The organism is Paenibacillus sp. 1001270B_150601_E10, from assembly GCF_015558675.1.
GTDB lineage: Bacteria > Bacillota > Bacilli > Paenibacillales > Paenibacillaceae > Paenibacillus_B.
Map to the genome: position 1 here is coordinate 125,574 of NZ_JADMOL010000004.1, position 18,509 is coordinate 144,082.

General features: G+C 47.7%; 13 protein-coding genes. 10 read left to right on the top strand and 3 right to left on the bottom strand.

Translation table 11 applies throughout. The features are described 5' to 3' along the window. Nucleotides 1-26 precede the first annotated feature (26 nt). Nucleotides 27-2,126, bottom strand: coding sequence for a DUF2325 domain-containing protein (locus tag I2H74_RS11880; RefSeq protein WP_195574189.1), 2,100 nt, complete (start codon nt 2,124-2,126; stop codon nt 27-29). 343 nt (nt 2,127-2,469) lie between these two features. On the opposite strand from I2H74_RS11880, the gene I2H74_RS11885 reads away from it, so the two are divergent. From I2H74_RS11885 to I2H74_RS11910, 6 genes are all read left to right on the top strand, one after another. Beyond that, nucleotides 2,470-5,172 (top strand): putative bifunctional diguanylate cyclase/phosphodiesterase, encoded by a 2,703-nt coding sequence (locus I2H74_RS11885; protein WP_195574190.1) that lies wholly within the window; start codon nt 2,470-2,472, stop codon nt 5,170-5,172. Nucleotides 5,173-5,235: 63 nt separating this feature from the next. Beyond that, nucleotides 5,236-6,204 carry a glycosyltransferase family 4 protein gene (locus I2H74_RS11890; RefSeq protein WP_195574191.1) on the top strand — a complete coding sequence of 323 codons (969 nt, stop codon included), beginning with the start codon at nt 5,236-5,238 and terminating at the stop codon, nt 6,202-6,204. A 275-nt stretch (nt 6,205-6,479) separates the two neighbouring features. After that, nucleotides 6,480-8,867 carry a helix-turn-helix domain-containing protein gene (locus tag I2H74_RS11895; protein WP_195574192.1) on the top strand — a complete coding sequence of 796 codons (2,388 nt, stop codon included), beginning with the start codon at nt 6,480-6,482 and terminating at the stop codon, nt 8,865-8,867. Between the two features lie 106 nt (nt 8,868-8,973). Further along, complete coding sequence (locus tag I2H74_RS11900; protein ID WP_229106596.1) at nt 8,974-9,873, top strand: ABC transporter permease; 900 nt, start codon at nt 8,974-8,976, stop codon at nt 9,871-9,873. Nucleotides 9,874-9,924: 51 nt separating this feature from the next. After that, nucleotides 9,925-10,812, top strand: coding sequence for a carbohydrate ABC transporter permease (locus I2H74_RS11905; protein WP_195574194.1), 888 nt, complete (start codon nt 9,925-9,927; stop codon nt 10,810-10,812). A gap of 48 nt (nt 10,813-10,860) precedes the next feature. Further along, on the top strand, nt 10,861-12,543 hold the full coding sequence (locus I2H74_RS11910) for an ABC transporter substrate-binding protein (RefSeq protein ID WP_195574195.1): 1,683 nt from the start codon (nt 10,861-10,863) through the stop codon (nt 12,541-12,543). A 152-nt stretch (nt 12,544-12,695) separates the two neighbouring features. On the opposite strand, the gene I2H74_RS11915 is transcribed toward I2H74_RS11910, so the two are convergent. Further along, complete coding sequence (locus I2H74_RS11915; RefSeq protein WP_195574196.1) at nt 12,696-13,910, bottom strand: MFS transporter; 1,215 nt, start codon at nt 13,908-13,910, stop codon at nt 12,696-12,698. 212 nt (nt 13,911-14,122) lie between these two features. On the opposite strand from I2H74_RS11915, the gene I2H74_RS11920 reads away from it, so the two are divergent. Then, a complete protein-coding gene (locus tag I2H74_RS11920) occupies nt 14,123-15,046 on the top strand; it encodes an AEC family transporter (RefSeq protein ID WP_195574197.1) in 924 nt (307 codons plus the stop codon). 26 nt (nt 15,047-15,072) lie between these two features. On the opposite strand, the gene I2H74_RS11925 is transcribed toward I2H74_RS11920, so the two are convergent. Further along, on the bottom strand, nt 15,073-15,810 hold the full coding sequence (locus I2H74_RS11925) for a TIGR02206 family membrane protein (RefSeq protein WP_195574198.1): 738 nt from the start codon (nt 15,808-15,810) through the stop codon (nt 15,073-15,075). 310 nt (nt 15,811-16,120) lie between these two features. Here I2H74_RS11925 and I2H74_RS11930 point away from each other — a divergent pair, with 310 nt between their 5' ends. Genes I2H74_RS11930 through I2H74_RS11940 form a run of 3 tightly spaced genes read left to right on the top strand, consistent with a single transcriptional unit; the run spans nt 16,121 to nt 18,427 of the window. Continuing rightward, complete coding sequence (locus I2H74_RS11930; RefSeq protein WP_195574199.1) at nt 16,121-16,816, top strand: response regulator transcription factor; 696 nt, start codon at nt 16,121-16,123, stop codon at nt 16,814-16,816. Between the two features lie 2 nt (nt 16,817-16,818). After that, the gene (locus I2H74_RS11935; protein ID WP_195574200.1) at nt 16,819-17,811 is read left to right on the top strand and encodes a sensor histidine kinase; all 993 of its coding nucleotides are present in this window, start codon (nt 16,819-16,821) and stop codon (nt 17,809-17,811) included. A gap of 19 nt (nt 17,812-17,830) precedes the next feature. After that, nucleotides 17,831-18,427, top strand: coding sequence for an AAA family ATPase (locus tag I2H74_RS11940; protein ID WP_195574201.1), 597 nt, complete (start codon nt 17,831-17,833; stop codon nt 18,425-18,427). Nucleotides 18,428-18,509 lie beyond the last annotated feature (82 nt).

Genomic DNA, 18,509 nt, shown 5'->3' on the forward strand with positions numbered 1-18,509 from the left:
CGCATTATCGCATATTGCATCATGAGCTAAGCTTCGATCGCTCTTCGATCCTCTTCATGGCAGCCCTGAATGAGATGTCGGTTCTCCCATAACAGTGCGCGCAGATTGGATTTGGAGCCTTGTATAACAAAATGAGGGATATGATGCTGCTTGGCAATCTCGACACAACTCCACGTCGCACGATGAGACGTTGCCGTCAATAGCATGAACAGGGCATTGGAACGACGAAGGGTGGACAGGATGCGTCCGGGATTCTCGCCGTTCTCGTGAATGAGCTCTGCTCCAGTATCTTTGACAACGGGCTCAAACCATTTCTGTTGTCCGCCGATAATAACTATACGGCATCCTTCAAGAAAGGGATCGCTCTGTGGCTTGGAACGAGGAAGGGCGGTAGTAGAGGATTTAGCCGCCGGCAGCTTGTTCTTCGTTAGAGGATCAGGGAGCATTTCTCGATAGATTCGGGAAATTCGCGCAATATGCTTCCCATCGGCAACGTTAAACAAACAGGCATCCCCGTCTTGTGGACGCTGGATCTGCACATCTTTGTAATGAAGTGGATAGCGAATGCTAGGGTCATTCAAATTGACACAATACCACGTCTGATGCTCGCCTGCTTGAATATAACCATCAAACTGCGTAATGGGGGAATGATCGTCGTCCCCTTGAAGAAGCAGCTCAATCTCATATAGGAGAGATCCTCCGCTTTTTTTATAAGGGGTACACAGTACCTCTGCTTCGTGCTGGAGTTGATGCTGATACACCATCGATTCGGTGATGTTAAATACCTTACCATCCTCGAGCTCAATGAATCCACCATGATCTCGGCGATAGAATGTACCGTTTAGGGCTTGCTGCTCCGCTTTCAAATCTATGGAAACCGTGTGTTCCTCAAGCTCTTCTTCACTTTGAATCGGCTGAGCCTGCTCAGAAGGGGCTTCCAGCGGAATCGTTGGAAAGAATTCATGCTCTGTTGCATCTTGCATCTGCTCCAGTGGGTCGTGAGCGAGCTCCTGATAGCGTTCCAACTGGTCAATAAGATCGAATCGAGTGCGAATGGAATGTCGAAGCTCAGCTCGATGGTCATGATCCTTGGAAAATTTGCTGCACAGCTTCTCTGACTCTTCCAGGAGCCCATTCAAGAGGAGATGAGCAAGGTTGATAGGCTGCTCAAGCTTGGATCGCTCCTCAGCTTGCAACTGCTTAAGCCTTCGGTGCTCGTGCTCTAAGGAAGCGATTAAGCCTTTATGCTCGCTCATCTCTTGCTCCATTTGGGATATTGTGGATTGAAGTGCCTTATATTCACCTTCTATCATTCGTTTTTGGTGTCGTAATCGCTTGTTCTCACTCTCCACTTCTCCTGCCCGCAGGCGTTGATGATGAAGCTCCTCGCGCAAGGTCGATTCCCGTTCAAGAGCCTCCTGAAGGTCTCTTTCCATTTTTCCTTTAATCGAATGAAGTTGTTCATTTACTTTGTCTTGGTGGCGAAGCTGCTTATGCAGCTGAGCAATCTCCTGCTCGAATTTCTGACGCTGCACCATTTCACGTTCAAGCTTGCGCTTTAAGAGGGCAGTAGCCTTCGACAGATGAGCAGGTTCTTTGGATTCATCCTCATCACTGCTGTCTATCTTAGGAGAATCTGCTTCCTGGGACTCATCTTGCGGCACTGCATCATGCTCAAGCGCTTTACGATAAACAACTTCCATGCGAGTATCCAACTCCTCGTCTCTCTCTGGCAATAGTCGCAGCGCCCAGTAATAGTGCCAGATGCCATATCGGTTAATCATAGCTTCCTGCTGCTCAAGCAAAGAGGCAGCGTTGTTCGCCTCCTCCAGCTCATACATGTCTGCGATTGCATATAGAATGCCAGCTAAGAGCTTTGGCCTGCCCTCCTTATGGTTGTACATGGATAAGATATGCTTATGAAGCACAGCTTGGGGGAAGGGCTTTTTCGAATAAATGCGAATCGGCAGTTTGAGCTGATGAATCAAGGTGCGTTTCTTCTTATCAGATAGCTCTTGTAAAAAATATCGTACAGGCTCTATTGGGAACGAAGCAGCACAATCCTCTTGAATGCGATGCAGGTAGGGCATTAACTCATCATCCAATACAGGCATATCTTTTGACATGGTAAAGCCTATCAGTTGAGACAGATCTTTGGTATCGATGATTATTCCCTCCTAATTGGTAATTTTACTGATGGATGAACATTCTACAAACTCGTCGCATATCCCTTTTTCAATCATGAAATTTAAGCAAATTTTTAAGAAGGAATGATCTCGATAGAGGCGGTTTACAGCTTGTCCATATATTGGAGTGAACAAAAAGCGAACGTTAGTTGTAATATTAGATGAGGAAAAATGGGGGATTCAGTACGATCTTCAAGTAGATGTCATCGGCTTGCATGCTACATACACTTAGACATGATATACGGAGAGCCGCCACGGTTATCTTTGTGGAAAGGTTGAATGAATGTTAAAGCGATCTTACAACTGGTATTTATATCTATATATCCTATTGTTCTCCTGCATTACCTTTACAGCTGACTTGTTTCAACTGCCGATGATTACGATCGGCTTAGACCTCATCATAGCCCCTGTGCTGTCTATCGGCTTGCTGACCGTGCTTCTGTTCACGCATGGAGGTACCGGAGAGAGAGACTTCGTTACAAAAAAACAAGCGACTTCTGTTATCTTTCTAGCTCTTATCTGGAGCTTGATCATATTCGTTGTAGAATTAGCGGTGCTCGAACACGGACTGTTTGGCTATCATATTGAGAATCCACATAAGTTCTACTCGGTAACGAAAGCCCTTAAGGTTATCTTCTTATTAATTCTTACGAAAAAAATTAGCAGCAAAATGGACAATGCCGTGCTTTGGTCTGAGATTGCGGTAATCGCGGCCTTCTCTTCGATAACGGTGATGCTGTTGCTAAAGTATCAATACTATTCCTTGTTCTCAACCTTGTACATTTTGATTGACCTGTATGCCATCTATATTGCCTTTCAGCTTGTGCTGCGCTTCCGATCCAGGCTCACAAAACCTGTGAAAATATTGCTCACGACTAGCTTGATAGTCTGCTTAATCTTGAATGTGGTGGAGTTCAAGCTTCCTGTAGCCTTTATAAACTGGTCAGTCCATTACATACTGTACGTCTATTACGAATCTTCTAATATTGTCCTCATCGCGGTATTGTTTATGATACTTAAGCCGCAGCAGCCGCTCGCTCCATCTACTGACATACAGGAAAAGGAATATGAAGAGCCGTACCTGCTGGCAACAACCATAAAGCAGATCTTTCCACTGTTCTGGCTGTTTGCATCCATTTATTATGGATGGCAGCTTCAATTTGATCCATTGACTGGCTGGTCTCTCTTTGTAAGCTGCTTTTTGGTCTTCGTTAGACAGATCTTAGTATCGATTCAGGATAACCAGTATCTTGTCCGATTCTTTCATTTGAACAACGACTTTGATGGGCTTTTGGAGGAACGGGCAGAGGAACTGCTCATCAACGAGCAGCGATATCAATCGCTCTTTGTACAGTTGGATGAACCGTTGATCATATTAGACAGTCACGGTCACATCCTATCGTGCAATCCAGCCTATACGCAGTTCTTGTCCCAATACTATCATGAGGATGATCCGGATCTTCCTTTTATCCGAGAAGAGGACCAGGACTTCTGGGTAGAGCGATTTATGCGAGCGCTTGAGAAGGAGAAGCAGGAATTTAAAATTGAAACGACGGACCGGGATGGATGCACGCTTCATTTGGACATGAAGATCGTCCCATACCTCTTGCGCAATGAGGTGCTGGGAGTATACATTATCATCCAAGACCAGACAGCCTTTGTCCTGAACCAAGAGCGTATACATGATCTTGCCTACTATGACCAGCTTACGCATCTGCCGAATCGGGTGATGTTCTATCACGAGGTGGAGAATCGACTAGAGGTATGTCCTCAGGCTGCTGTCTTCTTCTTGGATATCAATCGTTTTAAAAGCATTAACGACACCTTTGGACACGAAGTGGGAGACTATGTGCTGTGCGAGTTTGCTAGGCGTGTGCGAGGTGTTCTTGGCAACAATGGGATGGTATGCAGGCAAAGCGGGGATGAATTCATTATCTTTCTCCCTAGCACGGAGTATAAAGCTGCTGAGACTCTAGCAATGGAGATTGCGGAGGAAATCAAGATTCCGATGGAATACTTGTCTTATCGCATTCGCACGGGTGTAAGCATTGGCATCTGCATGTATCCGGAAGAGGGAGCAACTTTAACAGAGCTTATCAGCAATGCAGACAAGGCGATGTATGCGGCTAAGCAGGAGGGGCTGACCTGCTACAAATTCTTTAACCCTGAGCTTCGCAGCCTCGTGGAGCGGGACCTGATGATTGAACAGGGCCTCAGGCTGTGTATTGATAATATGGAGCTGTTCGTTTATTATCAGCCGAAGGTTAATGTGAAGAATGATGAGCTTATCGGTGTAGAGGGGCTACTTCGCTGGAAGCATCCGACACTTGGATTTGTATCGCCGGCTGAGTTCATTCCGATAGCGGAAGAGTCGGGAATGATCCATGCCCTCGGCGACTGGGTGCTTGAAAGCATCTGTCAGCAGCTGAAAAGGTGGGACGAGGAAGGGATTGAGATTCCTACCGCCAGCATGAATGTGTCCCTTAAGCAGCTTGAGCATATGGAATATATGGAGAGGCTTCTAATGACGCTTCAAAAATACGGCATTCACCCTTCTCGAATCGAGCTTGAGATTACAGAGAGCATCGCGATGTGCGACCAGGATCATATATTGCAAACGTTAAATGAGCTTCATAAGCACGGCTTGCTGCTGTCCATGGATGACTTCGGGACGGGATATGCCTCCTTATCGTATATTACACTCTATCCGCTGAATACGTTAAAGATCGATCGCTCCTTCATAGACGCAATCACGGCATCTGATCAGATCAAGCTTGTTGATATTATTATCTCCATGGCCCATCAGTTAGGCGTTGAGGTGATCGCTGAGGGCGTGGAGACGCATGCACAGATGGAATATCTTAGGGCAAGAGATTGCGTCATGATGCAGGGCTATCTGTTCAGCAAGCCGCTTCCGGCCTGCGAACTTACCGATTGGCTGTATCGATATCAAGCTTCTCGCGAGCTTGTCGACATGAATCCTTAAAATTTGTTTACTCGACAGCGGATTCTCGACTTATGTATAATAATGAAAAACGCTGGATATTAAATGGTGGTGATTCCAATATTTTACGCACTGGCCTTCATCTTGTCTTTCATCATTGTGTATGTATTAATTCCGCCGCTTGGGAAGATGGCGTTCCGCATTGATTTTGTGGACAAGCCTCGCCCTGACGCGGAACGCAAGATCCATCGACAGCCGATCCCATTGACGGCAAGTTATGCGATCTTTATTGGCTTCATGGTTTCCTATTTGATCTTCACGAATGAATACAGCATGGAAACGGTAGGCGTTCTCTCCGGGGGATTCCTGCTTCTGATCATAGGAACGGTTGACGACTGGTTTAAAACGAAAGGCAAGGAGCTGCCTGCACTGCCGAAGCTGGTCGTTCAGGTTGCCGCAGCTGTCATCGTATTCTTTAGCGGCATCGCGTTTACGGGATTTGTGAATCCCTTTACGCATGAATATGTGCTGCTTCCAGGGTGGCTTCAATTTATCCTAACGATCTGTTGGATATTTGGAGTAACGACTGTCATCAACTTTACAGATGGCATGGACGGGCTGGCTGGTGGATTGTCTGCCATTTCAGGAATTACCTTGTTCATCGTTGCAATCTCGATGGGTCAGACCAACTCCGCGATGCTTGCCATCGTGCTTGTTGGCGCAACGCTCGCTTATCTTCGCTTTAACAGAGCGCCTGCCCAAGTGTTCATGGGAGATGCGGGAGCGACCTTCATCGGGTTCATTCTTGCCGTCATCGCCTTGGATGGAGCCTTTAAGCAGGCGACGGTATTGTCCTTGTTTATTCCGATTTTGGCCTTAGGCGTGCCGATCTTTGACAACATCTATGTAGTGATCAGACGTTTCATGGATCATAAGCCGATCTATATTGCCGATGCGAGCCAAGCCCATTACCGACTGCTCCGTGCTGGTTTGAACCAGCGCCAGACTGTAATGGTTCTATATCTGATAAGTACCTGCTTGTGCCTCTCATCGATTATTTTACTGCTGTTATAGAAGTAAGCACTTATATCAAGCCGTATGGCTTCCTTGTATAAGCTAAAAGCCTCTCTTATTGCTGATAGAGCCTCCTGTCTATGGCTCAGCATCAGGCGATAGGAGGGGCTTTTTACTGTATTGAGGATGTACAGTTTTCGGTATGATGGAATGAAATGATCCTATGAATGGGCTATGAACTTTTTCGCCTTGAAGGGAAGAGGAGGGGGAATAGCGAAAAAGAAGAAATCAGTCCCATAGGAAAGTCGATCATCATGCATAAAAGGGGGAAAATCATGAAGCAGCCGACTATTTTTGGAAGCGTTTACATTAGCCGTCATTTGGAGTCGCTGTGGGCTAACCCGCATTATCGCCGATTGTGGATGAGGTTTTTGTTTCCTTATTTGCTCTTTCTCGGCTTAACCTTGATTGCGGGCTGGATTGCCTACCATGCTACGCTCTCCGCGTTCGAACGTGTTGTTCTGGAGCGCAACGCCAAAGCCATTCAGCAGGCTCAAGAACTGCTTGATGTTCGCTTGTCCGAGGTGGAGCTCATCGCCGAACAGATGGCGGAACATCCGAAGATTAAAGCCTTCCAGGTCGTTCGAAATCCCTTTGACGGCCATAACGTCCTGAAGGTGATGTCTACTCGTATGGCTTTAAAGGATTATGCGCCAAGCAACCAATTTCTAAAGGACTACTTTGTTGTGTTCAAAAATAGTGATTTGGCTATCACCCCTCATCGAGTGCAGAAGCTTAAGGAGTTCTATGGCGATCGGTATCAGGTGAACGGCTGGAGCCTATCGGACTGGAGAAGCCGGATGCTTGACCGCTACCGCTCCCAGCGTTATATGGCGAGTATGAATGTAACCTATCGGGATTCGATGGAACCAATGATCACCTATGTTCGCTCACTTGGTTATCCTGGCTACTACCAAGGAGTCGTCGTCGGTTTGATACCGAATGAGGAGGTGAAGAAGCTCCTTCCGGTCTTGAAGGATGGGTGGATCCAAATTGTGGATCAGGAAGGGCAGCCGATGGCCTTTTTCGGAAAAGAGGGAGAGGAGGCTCCTCATCATCTTGAACTGCCAGCAGCCCATGAATCGTCCTTGATGACGGTTAATGGCAAGGAGGTTCTCATTACGCAGCACGTATCTCCGAAGACGAAATGGACCTTTATTACGGCTCAGCCCACAAGTGAGGTTCTAAAGAGCGTGCTAGCGATCAAGCGGACAACGTTTACGCTGGCTGGCGTGCTTGCGGTTGTCATTATCGCATTGGCTCTATGGCTGTCAAGGAGAAACAGCCGCCCGATCCAGAGCTTGTACGATCATGTCATTCCGCTGGATTCGAATCGACGAGGCGGAAAGAAAAGCAAACCCAGCGATATCTTCAGCACGCTTAGAGAGGCTTATACCGATCTCGTCGATACGACTGCAACACTTCATCAAAAGCTGCTTGAGCGGCAGGAATATGCCAGGATCGCCTTATTCGGCAAATGGCTTAGAGGCGGTTATCTTCATGAACAGCAGCTTGAGGCTTCGCTAGGCCATGTTGGCTTGGAGCGGAACGCACATCTCTATGCTGTCAGCTTGCTGCATTTAGGTTGGCACGGCGAGGAATGGAGCGCCTCCATTCTGGAGGAGATGGAGCTTAAGCGATTCGTGGTGCGAGATGAGATCTATAAGGCATCACCGCTCGCCTTCGATCTGGTGGACATCGAGCAGGATCAGCTGGCTGTCATATTCTATGGGGATGAGCGAAGCTATCCCGAGAAAGAGCGATTTGCCATGACCATCGATGAACTCCTTATTCAATTGGATTACAGGCTCAAATCCTATCCGATCTACGTCATATGCAGTGTAGGAAGCATTGTATCCAATCGGCTTGCGGTCTCCCGCTCCTATCTGGAAGCCAAGCAGCTTATGGACGGGGTGGATCACGAGGCAAGCCGCACGATTGGCCGTGCTTCTATTTATACATGGTGGACCTATGAAGAGCAGGATCAGCATGGATTGTATATTTATCGTGATACAACAGAGCAGCAGCTTATTCATGCAATCCGCGGCGGCAACTCTTGTGAAGCTGAGAAGCTCGTCAACGAGATTTGGAAGGAGAATGGGGCAGATGGAGCCATAACCAGCTCGATGAAGCGCTGGCTGCTTGCAGATCTGTATGCGACGGTGATGAAGCAGGGCATATCCTTGGACATTCCGCTGCTCGCTGATCCGCATCAGATACAAAAGCGGCTGATGAAGCAGACCGAATCCCCAACGTCATTGTTCCGTATGATTGAAGCGGAAGCTGTTCACTTGAGCAAGAGCATTCATGAACGGAAAAGAAGCCGCAATGATGTGCTGCTCCAGCAGATGAAAGCTTACATCGATGAGCATATTGGCGACCCCGCCTTATCGCTAGTGGCGGTTGCAGATCATTTGCAGGTATCAGAGGCTTACGTCTCCGCTTTTTTCAAGGAACAGCAAGGAGTGAATTTCTCAGACTACATCGAGCAGATGCGATTGACGGAAGCCAAGTCGCTTATGGAGCAGGATCTTCCTCTAACTGCAATCGCGGAGCGGGTAGGCTACAATTCCTTGAATTCCTTTAGCCGTGCCTTCAAGCGTGTACACGGGATGAGCGCATCGGATTATCGAAAATGGAATAACGGCTTAAAAAAAGAATAATGCCTATTCTAAAGCACGGCATACTCCTAAAGAATGGATTCTTGTCGCCAACTGGGCGCTGGCCTATGCTATGAAGCATATCCGAAACGGACAGGAGGTGACGAGGATGAGCTATATGAAGCGTTCATGGAGACTGTACCTCATTTTTGCGCTTCCCCTTGCCTATATATTGCTGTTCAAATATGGACCGATGGTGGGAGCGCAAATCGCATTCAAGGACTATTCCGTCGTAAAAGGCATGTGGGGCAGCGACTGGGTAGGACTAAAGCATTTTATTCGTTTCTTTAACTTCCATGATTTCTGGACCATTATGAACAACACGCTGATTATTAGTGTGTATTCCTTAGTTGTCAGTACGCCGCTGCCTCTTTTGCTTGCATTAAGCCTGAATGCCGTTCGCCAGCGATGGTTTAAAAATACGGTGCAAATGGTCAGCTACGCCCCGCACTTTATATCAACCGTTGTCATCGTAGGCTTGCTGCTGCAATTCATGGATCCACGAGCAGGCATGATTAATCAATTGGTCGGGCTGTTTGGGATCGATCCAATTCATTTTATGGGAGAGCAGCGCTATTTCACCTCCATCTATGTATGGTCTGGCATCTGGCAGCATGTTGGCTTTTCTTGCATTATCTATATCGCGGCTTTATCGACGGTCGACCCTTCCCTGCATGAAGCGGCCGTTATCGATGGAGCAGGAAGAATGAAGCGAATCCTGCATATCGATCTTCCGGCCGTGCTGCCGATCGCGACGATTCTGTTAATTCTAAACACCGGTCAGCTGCTGGACACAGGCTTCGAGAAAATTTACCTCATGCAGAACCCGCTTAATTTATCAACTTCAGAAGTGATTGACACGTATGTGTACAAGATCGGCTTGTTGTCTCAAGCGATGAACTTCTCTTATGCGACGGCTATCGGATTGTTCAAGTCTGTCATCTCTCTTTTCCTGCTGTGGACCGTCAATCGCACGGCAAGCAAAGTAGGACAAGAAAGCTTATGGTAAGCACAGAGGCAGACTGGCAAGAAGCAACCAATCGAGAAGAGGAGGGGAAGCATGGACAAGTTGTCTTCCACCAGCGATCGTGTGTTTGAGATGATCAATTTGCTGATACTTGGCTTATTCCTTATTACCGTTCTATATCCTTTAATTTATGTTGTAAGCGCTTCATTCAGTTCGCCAGCAGCAGTGATCGGCGGCAAGGTATGGCTGTGGCCTGTCGATCTATCGTTGGACGGGTATGCGGCGGTGTTCCGTCATCGGCTAATCTGGACCAGCTTCATGAACACCATTATCTACACGCTGCTCGGCACCGCGATCAGTCTCATCATTACGATCCTTGCGGCGTATCCGCTGTCGCGTAAAGACTTCAAGGGACGCAAAAGCTTTACGCTGCTGTTCGTGTTCACGATGATGTTCAATGGCGGATTGATTCCGATGTATCTGCTGGTCAGAAGTCTCGGCATGCTCGATACGTTGTGGGCCATGGTCATTCCATCTGCTCTTTCCGTATGGAATGTGATGATCATGGTGACCTATTTCCGCACAAGTATTCCAGATGAGCTGCTGGAATCCGCTCAGATCGATGGCTGCACCGACTTTACGTATTTAATTCGAATTGTTCTTCCTTTATCAGGACCAATTATCGCGGTTATGACCTTGTTCTACGGCGTAGATCAGTGGAATCAGTATTTTAACGCTCTTATTTTTCTAAAAAGCGAACAGCTCTTTCCACTGCAGTTGGTCCTTCGAGACATTCTCATTCAGAATCAGGTATCACAGGAGACGCTTGGCGATGTCAGTACAGCTGCGGCACGGCAAGGCTTAAGAGAGCTGCTCAAATATTCGTTGATTGTCATTTCTTCCGTACCGCTGTTGGCTGTATATCCGTTTGTGCAGAAGTTTTTCGTGAAGGGAATTATGATCGGCTCCATCAAAGGATGAGCTGTTAAGACGATGATGACTATGCATTCAATAAGGGGGAATTCAGAAATGAAGGGTCAAGTTCGCTTTTCGCGTGCGCTGCTCATGATGTTGATTGCAATCATGCTGGTGGTCTCGGCTTGCTCCGGCGGATCTAGTGGGAAGGAGGGAGCAGGATCGACGTCGTCGGAACCATTAGAATTGTCAGAGAAGGGAACCTTTCCATTAGTTAAGGAGAAGATGACCTTAAAGGTGATGATTCCGTCCAACTCGCTCGTAGAGAACTTTGAAACGAATGAGTTTACAAAGTGGTATGAGGAAAAGACAAACGTGCATGTGGAATGGATCATCGTTCCCCAGCAAAGTGCTTCCGAGAAGCTTAATCTCATGTTGGCTTCTGGGGATTACCCCGATGTGATTATGGGCATGGGGGTTACGGCCGCCCAGCAAATGATCTATGGCAAGCAGGGCGTGTTCCTGCCGCTTAATGACTATATCGATCAGTCCAGCGTGAACTTTAAGAAGGTGCTGGAGGAGCGGGAGAATCTTAAAGCCAGCATCAGCGCGCCGGACGGAAACATTTACGCACTGCCTGAAGTTAATGAATGCTATCACTGCTCGATGGCACAGAAGCTGTGGATCAACCAGGACTGGCTGGATGCGTTAGGTCTTGAGATGCCGAAGACGACAGATGAGCTGTATCAAGTCTTGAAGGCCTTTAAGGAGAAGGACCCGAACGGCAACGGCAAGGCCGATGAGATTCCGTTATCAGGAGCGCCTCAAGGCAGCGGATGGCTCTCTTCGATCGATGCGTTCCTTATGAACGCCTTTACGTACAATCCGGTCTTCAGTACGTCGCGCAATCATATGTACACGAAGGATGGAAAAGTACAGGTTGCCTATAATCAGCCAGGCTGGAAAGAAGGTCTGCTCTATATGCGCAAGCTGTACAGTGAAGGTCTCATTGATCCTCAAATCTTTACACAGGATAGCGATCAGCTATTGAAACTTGGCGAAGGAGCGGATACGCCAGTGCTTGGAGCTGCTGTCGGCGGACATACAGGCGTTTTTACGCAGATTGGCGGCGAAAGCGGACGCTGGCTGGATTATGCAGCCGTTCCAGCGCTGAAGGGACCTGACGGGACGCAGTATGCGGCTTATGACCCTTACGGCTTCTCAATCGGCAAGGTTGTCATTACGAAGAATGCGAAGCATCCAGAGCTGGCATTCCGTTGGGCGGATGGCTTCTATGACGAGGAAACTTCGCTTCGTACCACGATCGGAAGACCTGATCAGGAATGGCGCGAAGCTAAGGAAGGAGAGATCGGCATTAACGGTGAGCCTGCGAAGTGGGCGAAGCTGGTGGAGTACGGTCAGATTCAAAATGTCCACTGGGAGCAAACAGGCCCAACTTACCGTTCCAATGAGCTTCGCTTAAGCCAAGCGGTCACCGACGACAAGCCGAATCTGGAAGTGCTGTTGTATCAAGCTACAAAGAACAATTACGAGCCGTATAAGCCGAAGGATGTTACGTTCTTGCCGTCGCTCTTCTTCACGGAGGAGCAGGCTTCAGAGCTGTCTGATCTGATGAAAACGATCAATGATTACGTGGATCAGATGACAGCGAGCTTTGTGACGGGAGAGTCGGATATAGACCGTGATTGGGATAATTACTTGAAGACGCTGGAAGGCATGAATCTAGCGAGACTGCTGCAGATTCACCAGGAGGCCATTGATCAGCGGAAGGAATAAGGAAGCTTCACCAGCTCCGAAGCATGCCTTCCTCATGATTGCGCTGCAGCAGATAATGAAGAATGATCCTGCCGTGCAATAAAAGAAAGAACCTTCATTTCCACTAAGGTGGAGCTGAAGGTTCTTTTGGTCGTTTCATATCGATATCTATATTAGTTCATAGGTGTCCCTGGCTGTATGGAAGCTTGTTTTTTGGCCCAGACAATGGATATAAACATTCCAATCATCAGCACGATGGCTCCAAAGGTATAAGGAAGATTCAAATGAACATCAAACAGTATGCCTGCAAAGATCGGACCGAAGATGCTTCCGATACTGTTATAGGTATTGTTAAGACCTGCTACGAAGCCTTGCTCATTGGCGCCTGCCATTTTGGAGAGCAAGGTATTCATCGCTGGACGCATTAAGGATACGAACGTAAAGAAGCAGATGCTCATCGCGAGTACATACCAGAATTGTCCGGACAAGAGCAGCATAATCATCGACAAGGCCGCTCCAATCATCGTATAGCGAATGACCTTTTGTTCGCCGAAGCGGCCTACAAGGCGGTCAATCAGCCAAGCTTGCGTGAACACGCCGATCAAAGCTCCAGCAGTAATCAATACGGAGATTTCTTTAGCTGTGAAGCCGTAGCGATCCGCAGCAAAGAGCGGGAAGACGGTCTCGTAGTTCATAAGTCCAAAGGACATGATGAAGATTAGAATTAAGATGACAAAGTATGGTGCGGTGACCGATTGGCTGAGCTGCTTGGCCATTGAGATCTTTGGCGCTTGGAGGGTGCCCATCTCCTTCTTCTTCTCTTCTGTCAATGTTTCAGGAAGAATAAGCAGAGAGAGGAGCATGCCGACCATGCCTAGGCCGAAGGCAACAAAGAATGGTGCACGAATGCCGTAGGAAGCAAGCATTCCGCCTATCCCAGGGCCAATCGCGATGCCAAGGTTCATCGCTGCGCTCAGAAGACCCATGCCCTTTGCGCGTGTCTCCATCGTAGTAATATCGGCAACATACGCCATAATGGAAGGAATCATAAGTCCAGTACCGATACCACCAAACATACGTGCTACATATAGAAGCCATACCGTCTCCGTGAGTGCTGAGAAGAGATGTGACATTCCTGTCAAGATCAAGCCTGCTACAATCATAATCTTTCGACCATAACGGTCAGACCATCTTCCGCCGATCGGAGACAGCAGAAACTGTGCAACCCCGAAGGTAGCGACCAAATAACCGGCGGTCGAACCGCCAACGTCAAAGTACTTTAAATACTCAGGAAGCACCGGAATAATAATCCCGATTCCCATCAGTGCGATAAACATATTCAGCATCAAAATGTAAAGCGGCATATTCTTTTTTAACCTAGATTGCATGCATGTACCTACCTGTTCTTCAGAGTGATGTTTCGCTCAGTTTCTCTATTCTACTTTAAAAAAGTAAGAAAATCTACGATAGAAACCAAACAAAAATTGGACGGTATTGAGGAGGAAATGCCCGTCGATATCGTTGAAATGGTATCTGGTCTCTGTCAAATGTGATATATATAGAAGGTACAAAGAAGAAATAAATCCCAGTAGGTGAGTGCATGCACATTTTTCTGCATATTTTATTGAACAATGTCATTCCGATCTCAATCGTGATTGGGATCGGTATTCTATTGCAGCGATTATTCCAATTAGACATTCGGACTTTATCCAAGCTTAACTTTTACCTGTTCTCGCCATGCATCATGTTCGAATTGCTGTATACAACCGAGCTGTCGATTCAGGTTATTGGCCAGGTTCTGTTATTCTTCATGATCTTTATGCTTTTGCAATACGCCGTACTTGAGGCCGTCGTAAGGCTAAGAGGATATCAGGGCGGCATGCGGGCTGCGATGCGAAACAGCGTGCTGTTCTATAATAGCGCCAATTACGGCATCCCTATCAATCAGCTTGCGTTTGCAGGCAACACCTACACACTGTCGATCCAAGTATTGATCATGATGATGCAGTCGCTCGTTCCGAATACATATGGCATTTATAGTGTTAATGCCCACAAAGCTACCATTCGCCAGATTGCAAAGACGATATTAAGCATGCCGACCATATATGTGATACCGCTAGCATTCGGGATGAGGGGCTACCAGATCCCTATTCCAACCTTTCTGGAGATACCGATTGGCTATATTGCGGATGCTTTCTTTGGCATGGCGCTGTTTACGCTAGGGGTGCAGTTGGGCAGCATGTCCTGGAAAATGAATCGGCAGCAAGTGCTTGATGTCAGCCTATCGAGTGTGCTGCGGCTTGTTGCAGGCCCTATACTCGCCTTTCTCGTAGTCTCTTTGCTTGGCGTCGATAAGATGATGGGAGCAGCACTGATCGTATCATCGGCGGTGCCGACCTCGCTCAGCAGTGTGCTGCTCGCTGTAGAATTTGATAATGAGAAGGAATTCTCCTCGCAGACAGTGCTCGTATCGACCATGCTTAGCATGCTGACCGTGTCGGTCGTCATCTTCCTATTGCAGTGAAAGAGGGAGAAGCAACCCCATAAGAACTATGGCAAATGGAGGCGCTGCCTGCTCCTCCTTGGGTTCTTCGTAAAGGCAAAGGGAAGATACAAGATGACAAACATGACTAGCGCAATGCCTTCCAAGGACAGCAAGTACCATGGGTATGGACCTAATACATCAAGCAGAGAAGGTGTTTCGGGCTTGCCGGATATAAACATGTAGTTGCTGCCCAGCATGGCGTTGATTGCACCAATGACGACTAGCAAGACATTGAGATACAGCATCGCGATGCCAATTGCTTTCCATGATGGACGGTATTCCTCCACCCATACCATATACAGCGCAGCAAGGATAATGGCGATATGCGCTGCAAAGAACTCGATGAATCGGTAGTGGGGGAAGTCATAGGACAGGGCAGGGGTTAACAGCGCCTGCAGGGCACCAGCGATTCCTGTAAAGTAGACGAGATGCGCAAGCCATTGGCTTCGAAGCAACAGCATGGCAATGCTCAAGTACAAGGATAGCGTACATAATTCTAGTGGAAGTGTGTCCTTAACGTTGTACACGTCCTCAGATACGTACCAGATATTTAATGTAACCTCACAGATGACAAGAACGATCAAGATGCTGAAGCGAAGAATAGTGTTCGGCAGCCCGTATCGAAAATAATACCGGAATAGATAAAGACCGATGATCAGTATGGCTGCAATGGCTAAAGCAGTAACGTGCGAAGCTCCATAATGAACAAAGCTCTCGGGTGCATAAGCATCAAGCCATGACATGATATTCTCCTCCTTATCCGCTTGAAGAGATTCGAGATCTTCCTCTTAATGTAGCAGGTGGTCAAGGCTTGCTGTCAAGGAAGAATTTGTCGAAGGGCTAAAAGCGGCCAATCCGTCTTCCTCTCGCGATGGAGGGGTGCTGCTGAAATAACTCGTCTATACAAAGGTGGCATACGCCTGTTATATCGTGTAAGGTGGATGTTAGGGAACTGTAACTTTAAGGTGTAAGAGAAGGAACAGCTGCTCTTGCACTGCTCTTGTGCATGCTTGCGTTTGCGTCTAGGGAACTGTGGTAACAGGAGGAATGACAATGAATACGATTATGATCGTAGAGGACGATCCGAAGATCGCTAAGCTGCTTCAATCCCATATTGAGAAGTATGGCGATGAGGGAGTCATTGTAGAAGACTTTAGCCGGGTGCTGGATCAATTTCAGGAGATACAGCCGCAAGTCGTGCTTATGGATGTGAACCTGCCGAGCTATGACGGCTACTATTGGTGCCGCCAGATTCGTACGCTATCAACTTGTCCAATCATCTTTATTTCCGCGAGAAGCGGAGAGATGGACCAAGTGATGGCGCTTGAGAATGGAGCAGATGATTATATTACGAAGCCATTTCCCTTTGAGGTTGTCATGGCGAAGATCAGAAGCCAGATCCGAAGAGTGTACGGGGACTATGCGATGAAGGAGCGCACGATCGAGCAATTTGGCTTAGCGCTCTATCCCGAGCGAATGGAGCTTAAGCTGAAGGACAAGTTGATTGTGCTAACGAGGAAAGAGGCGCTTCTGATGGAGGTACTGTTGACGAAGTGTCCGCGGATTGTAAGCCGTGAGGCGATTCTAAGCAAGCTGTGGGACGATGATCATTATGTGGATGACAACACGCTGAGTGTAAATATTACAAGGCTTCGCAAAAAGCTGTCGGATATCGGAATCGAGGAAGCTTTGGAGACGGTGCGTGGCGTAGGCTACCGGTTGAATATTACTTGGCGGGAAGAAGGGTAAGCATGCGACTTTTTATAAAGGACCATCTTCCGCTTGTTGTCTTTAATCTGATTCAGCTCATCGTCGTGCTGATGGTGTTCTGGTTCGATGGCTATGATGATGGGCTGACCGCCTTTTATGCTTTGTTTTTAGGCACCTTTCTCCTGCTTGGCTTCATCCTGTATCGTTACTTTACGATCCGCTCCTATTATGAGAGTCTATCGCACCCCTCCGTTGATCCTCCAGAAGCAAGGCCAAAGACGATTGCCGCTGTGCCCGCTGCGCTTCAGCATCTGCTTGTCGTGCAGTTTCAGCATTATCAAGGCAAGCTCCGCGTATGGGAGCGTAAGCAGCAGGAGCATCAGACCTTTATGAATCACTGGGTTCATCAGATGAAGACGCCGCTATCTGTGATTGAGCTGATCGTTCAGAATACCGATGATTCCGAGGTTGAGAGCATTGCGGAAGAGGCGGATCGATTGCGGCAGGGGCTCGATATGGTGCTTTATATGGCAAGGCTCGAGACCTTTGCACAGGACTTTCACGTGGAGCAGGTGGAGCTTCGGAAGCTGGCGCATGAGGTCATTCAAGAAAATAAGCGATCCTTTATACGCAACTATGTATACCCCGTTATCGAGATTGACGAGCGGCATAAGGTTGAAAGTGATGCAAAGTGGCTGAGATTCCTGCTGCAGCAAGTGTTGTCTAATGCGATTAAATATTCAGCGGGCACAAGAACGCAGATCAAGATAGGGGCTTATGAACATGGCAATGATATCGTTCTTACCGTGCAGGACCATGGTGCAGGAATACCAAAAACAGACCTTTCGCGGGTGTTCCAGCCCTTCTTCACGGGCGAGAATGGAAGAAGGTACAAGGAATCGACCGGCATGGGACTCTATCTCGTGCGGACAATTGCAGAGAAGATGCATCATGAGGTAACCATCGAATCTGTGGTTGGAGAAGGTACAACGGTGTATGTAACCTTCCATAATACGATGCAAGCCAATGCGTGAATAGGAGAGAGGAGAGCCTATGATCATTTGGATTAACGGAGCCTTTGGTTCTGGCAAGACCTCTACAGCCTTTGAGCTCTATCGCCGATTGCCGAATTCGCATGTGTTTGATCCGGAGGAAGCAGGCTACTATATTCGAAAAAATGTGCCGAAGGAAGTTGCGAAGCGTGATTTTCAAGACTTTCCGATGTGGCGTGATATCAATTATCAGATGCTTTATCACCTGTCCCAGAATTATAAGGGGGTTGTGATTGTGCCGATGACCATTGTCGACCCGCTTTACTTTGAGGAGATCGTAGGCCGACTTCGGGATCAGCAGGTATCGGTGCATCATTTTACGCTATGGGCAGAAAAAGAAACCTTGCAGAAGCGCCTTCGCAAGCGTGGAGAACGGAAGGGCTCTTGGGCGGAGCAGCAGATTGAACGCTGTCTAACGGGGCTGTCGCATGAATGCTTTGAAACGAGAGTTTCTTCTGAGCAGATGAGCGTTCAGGAACAAGTCGAATGGATTGCCGATAAGCTTGCATTAAAGCTGAATCCAGATACGAGAGGGCCCATGAAGAAGAAACTCGATCAATGGCGAACACAAATTCAGCACATCCGATGGTTTCAATGACGATAAACGGCCATTATGATAAAAATGAGAATATGCCAAAAAGCCTCCCAAATCCATATGGATCAGGAGGCTTCTTTTTACG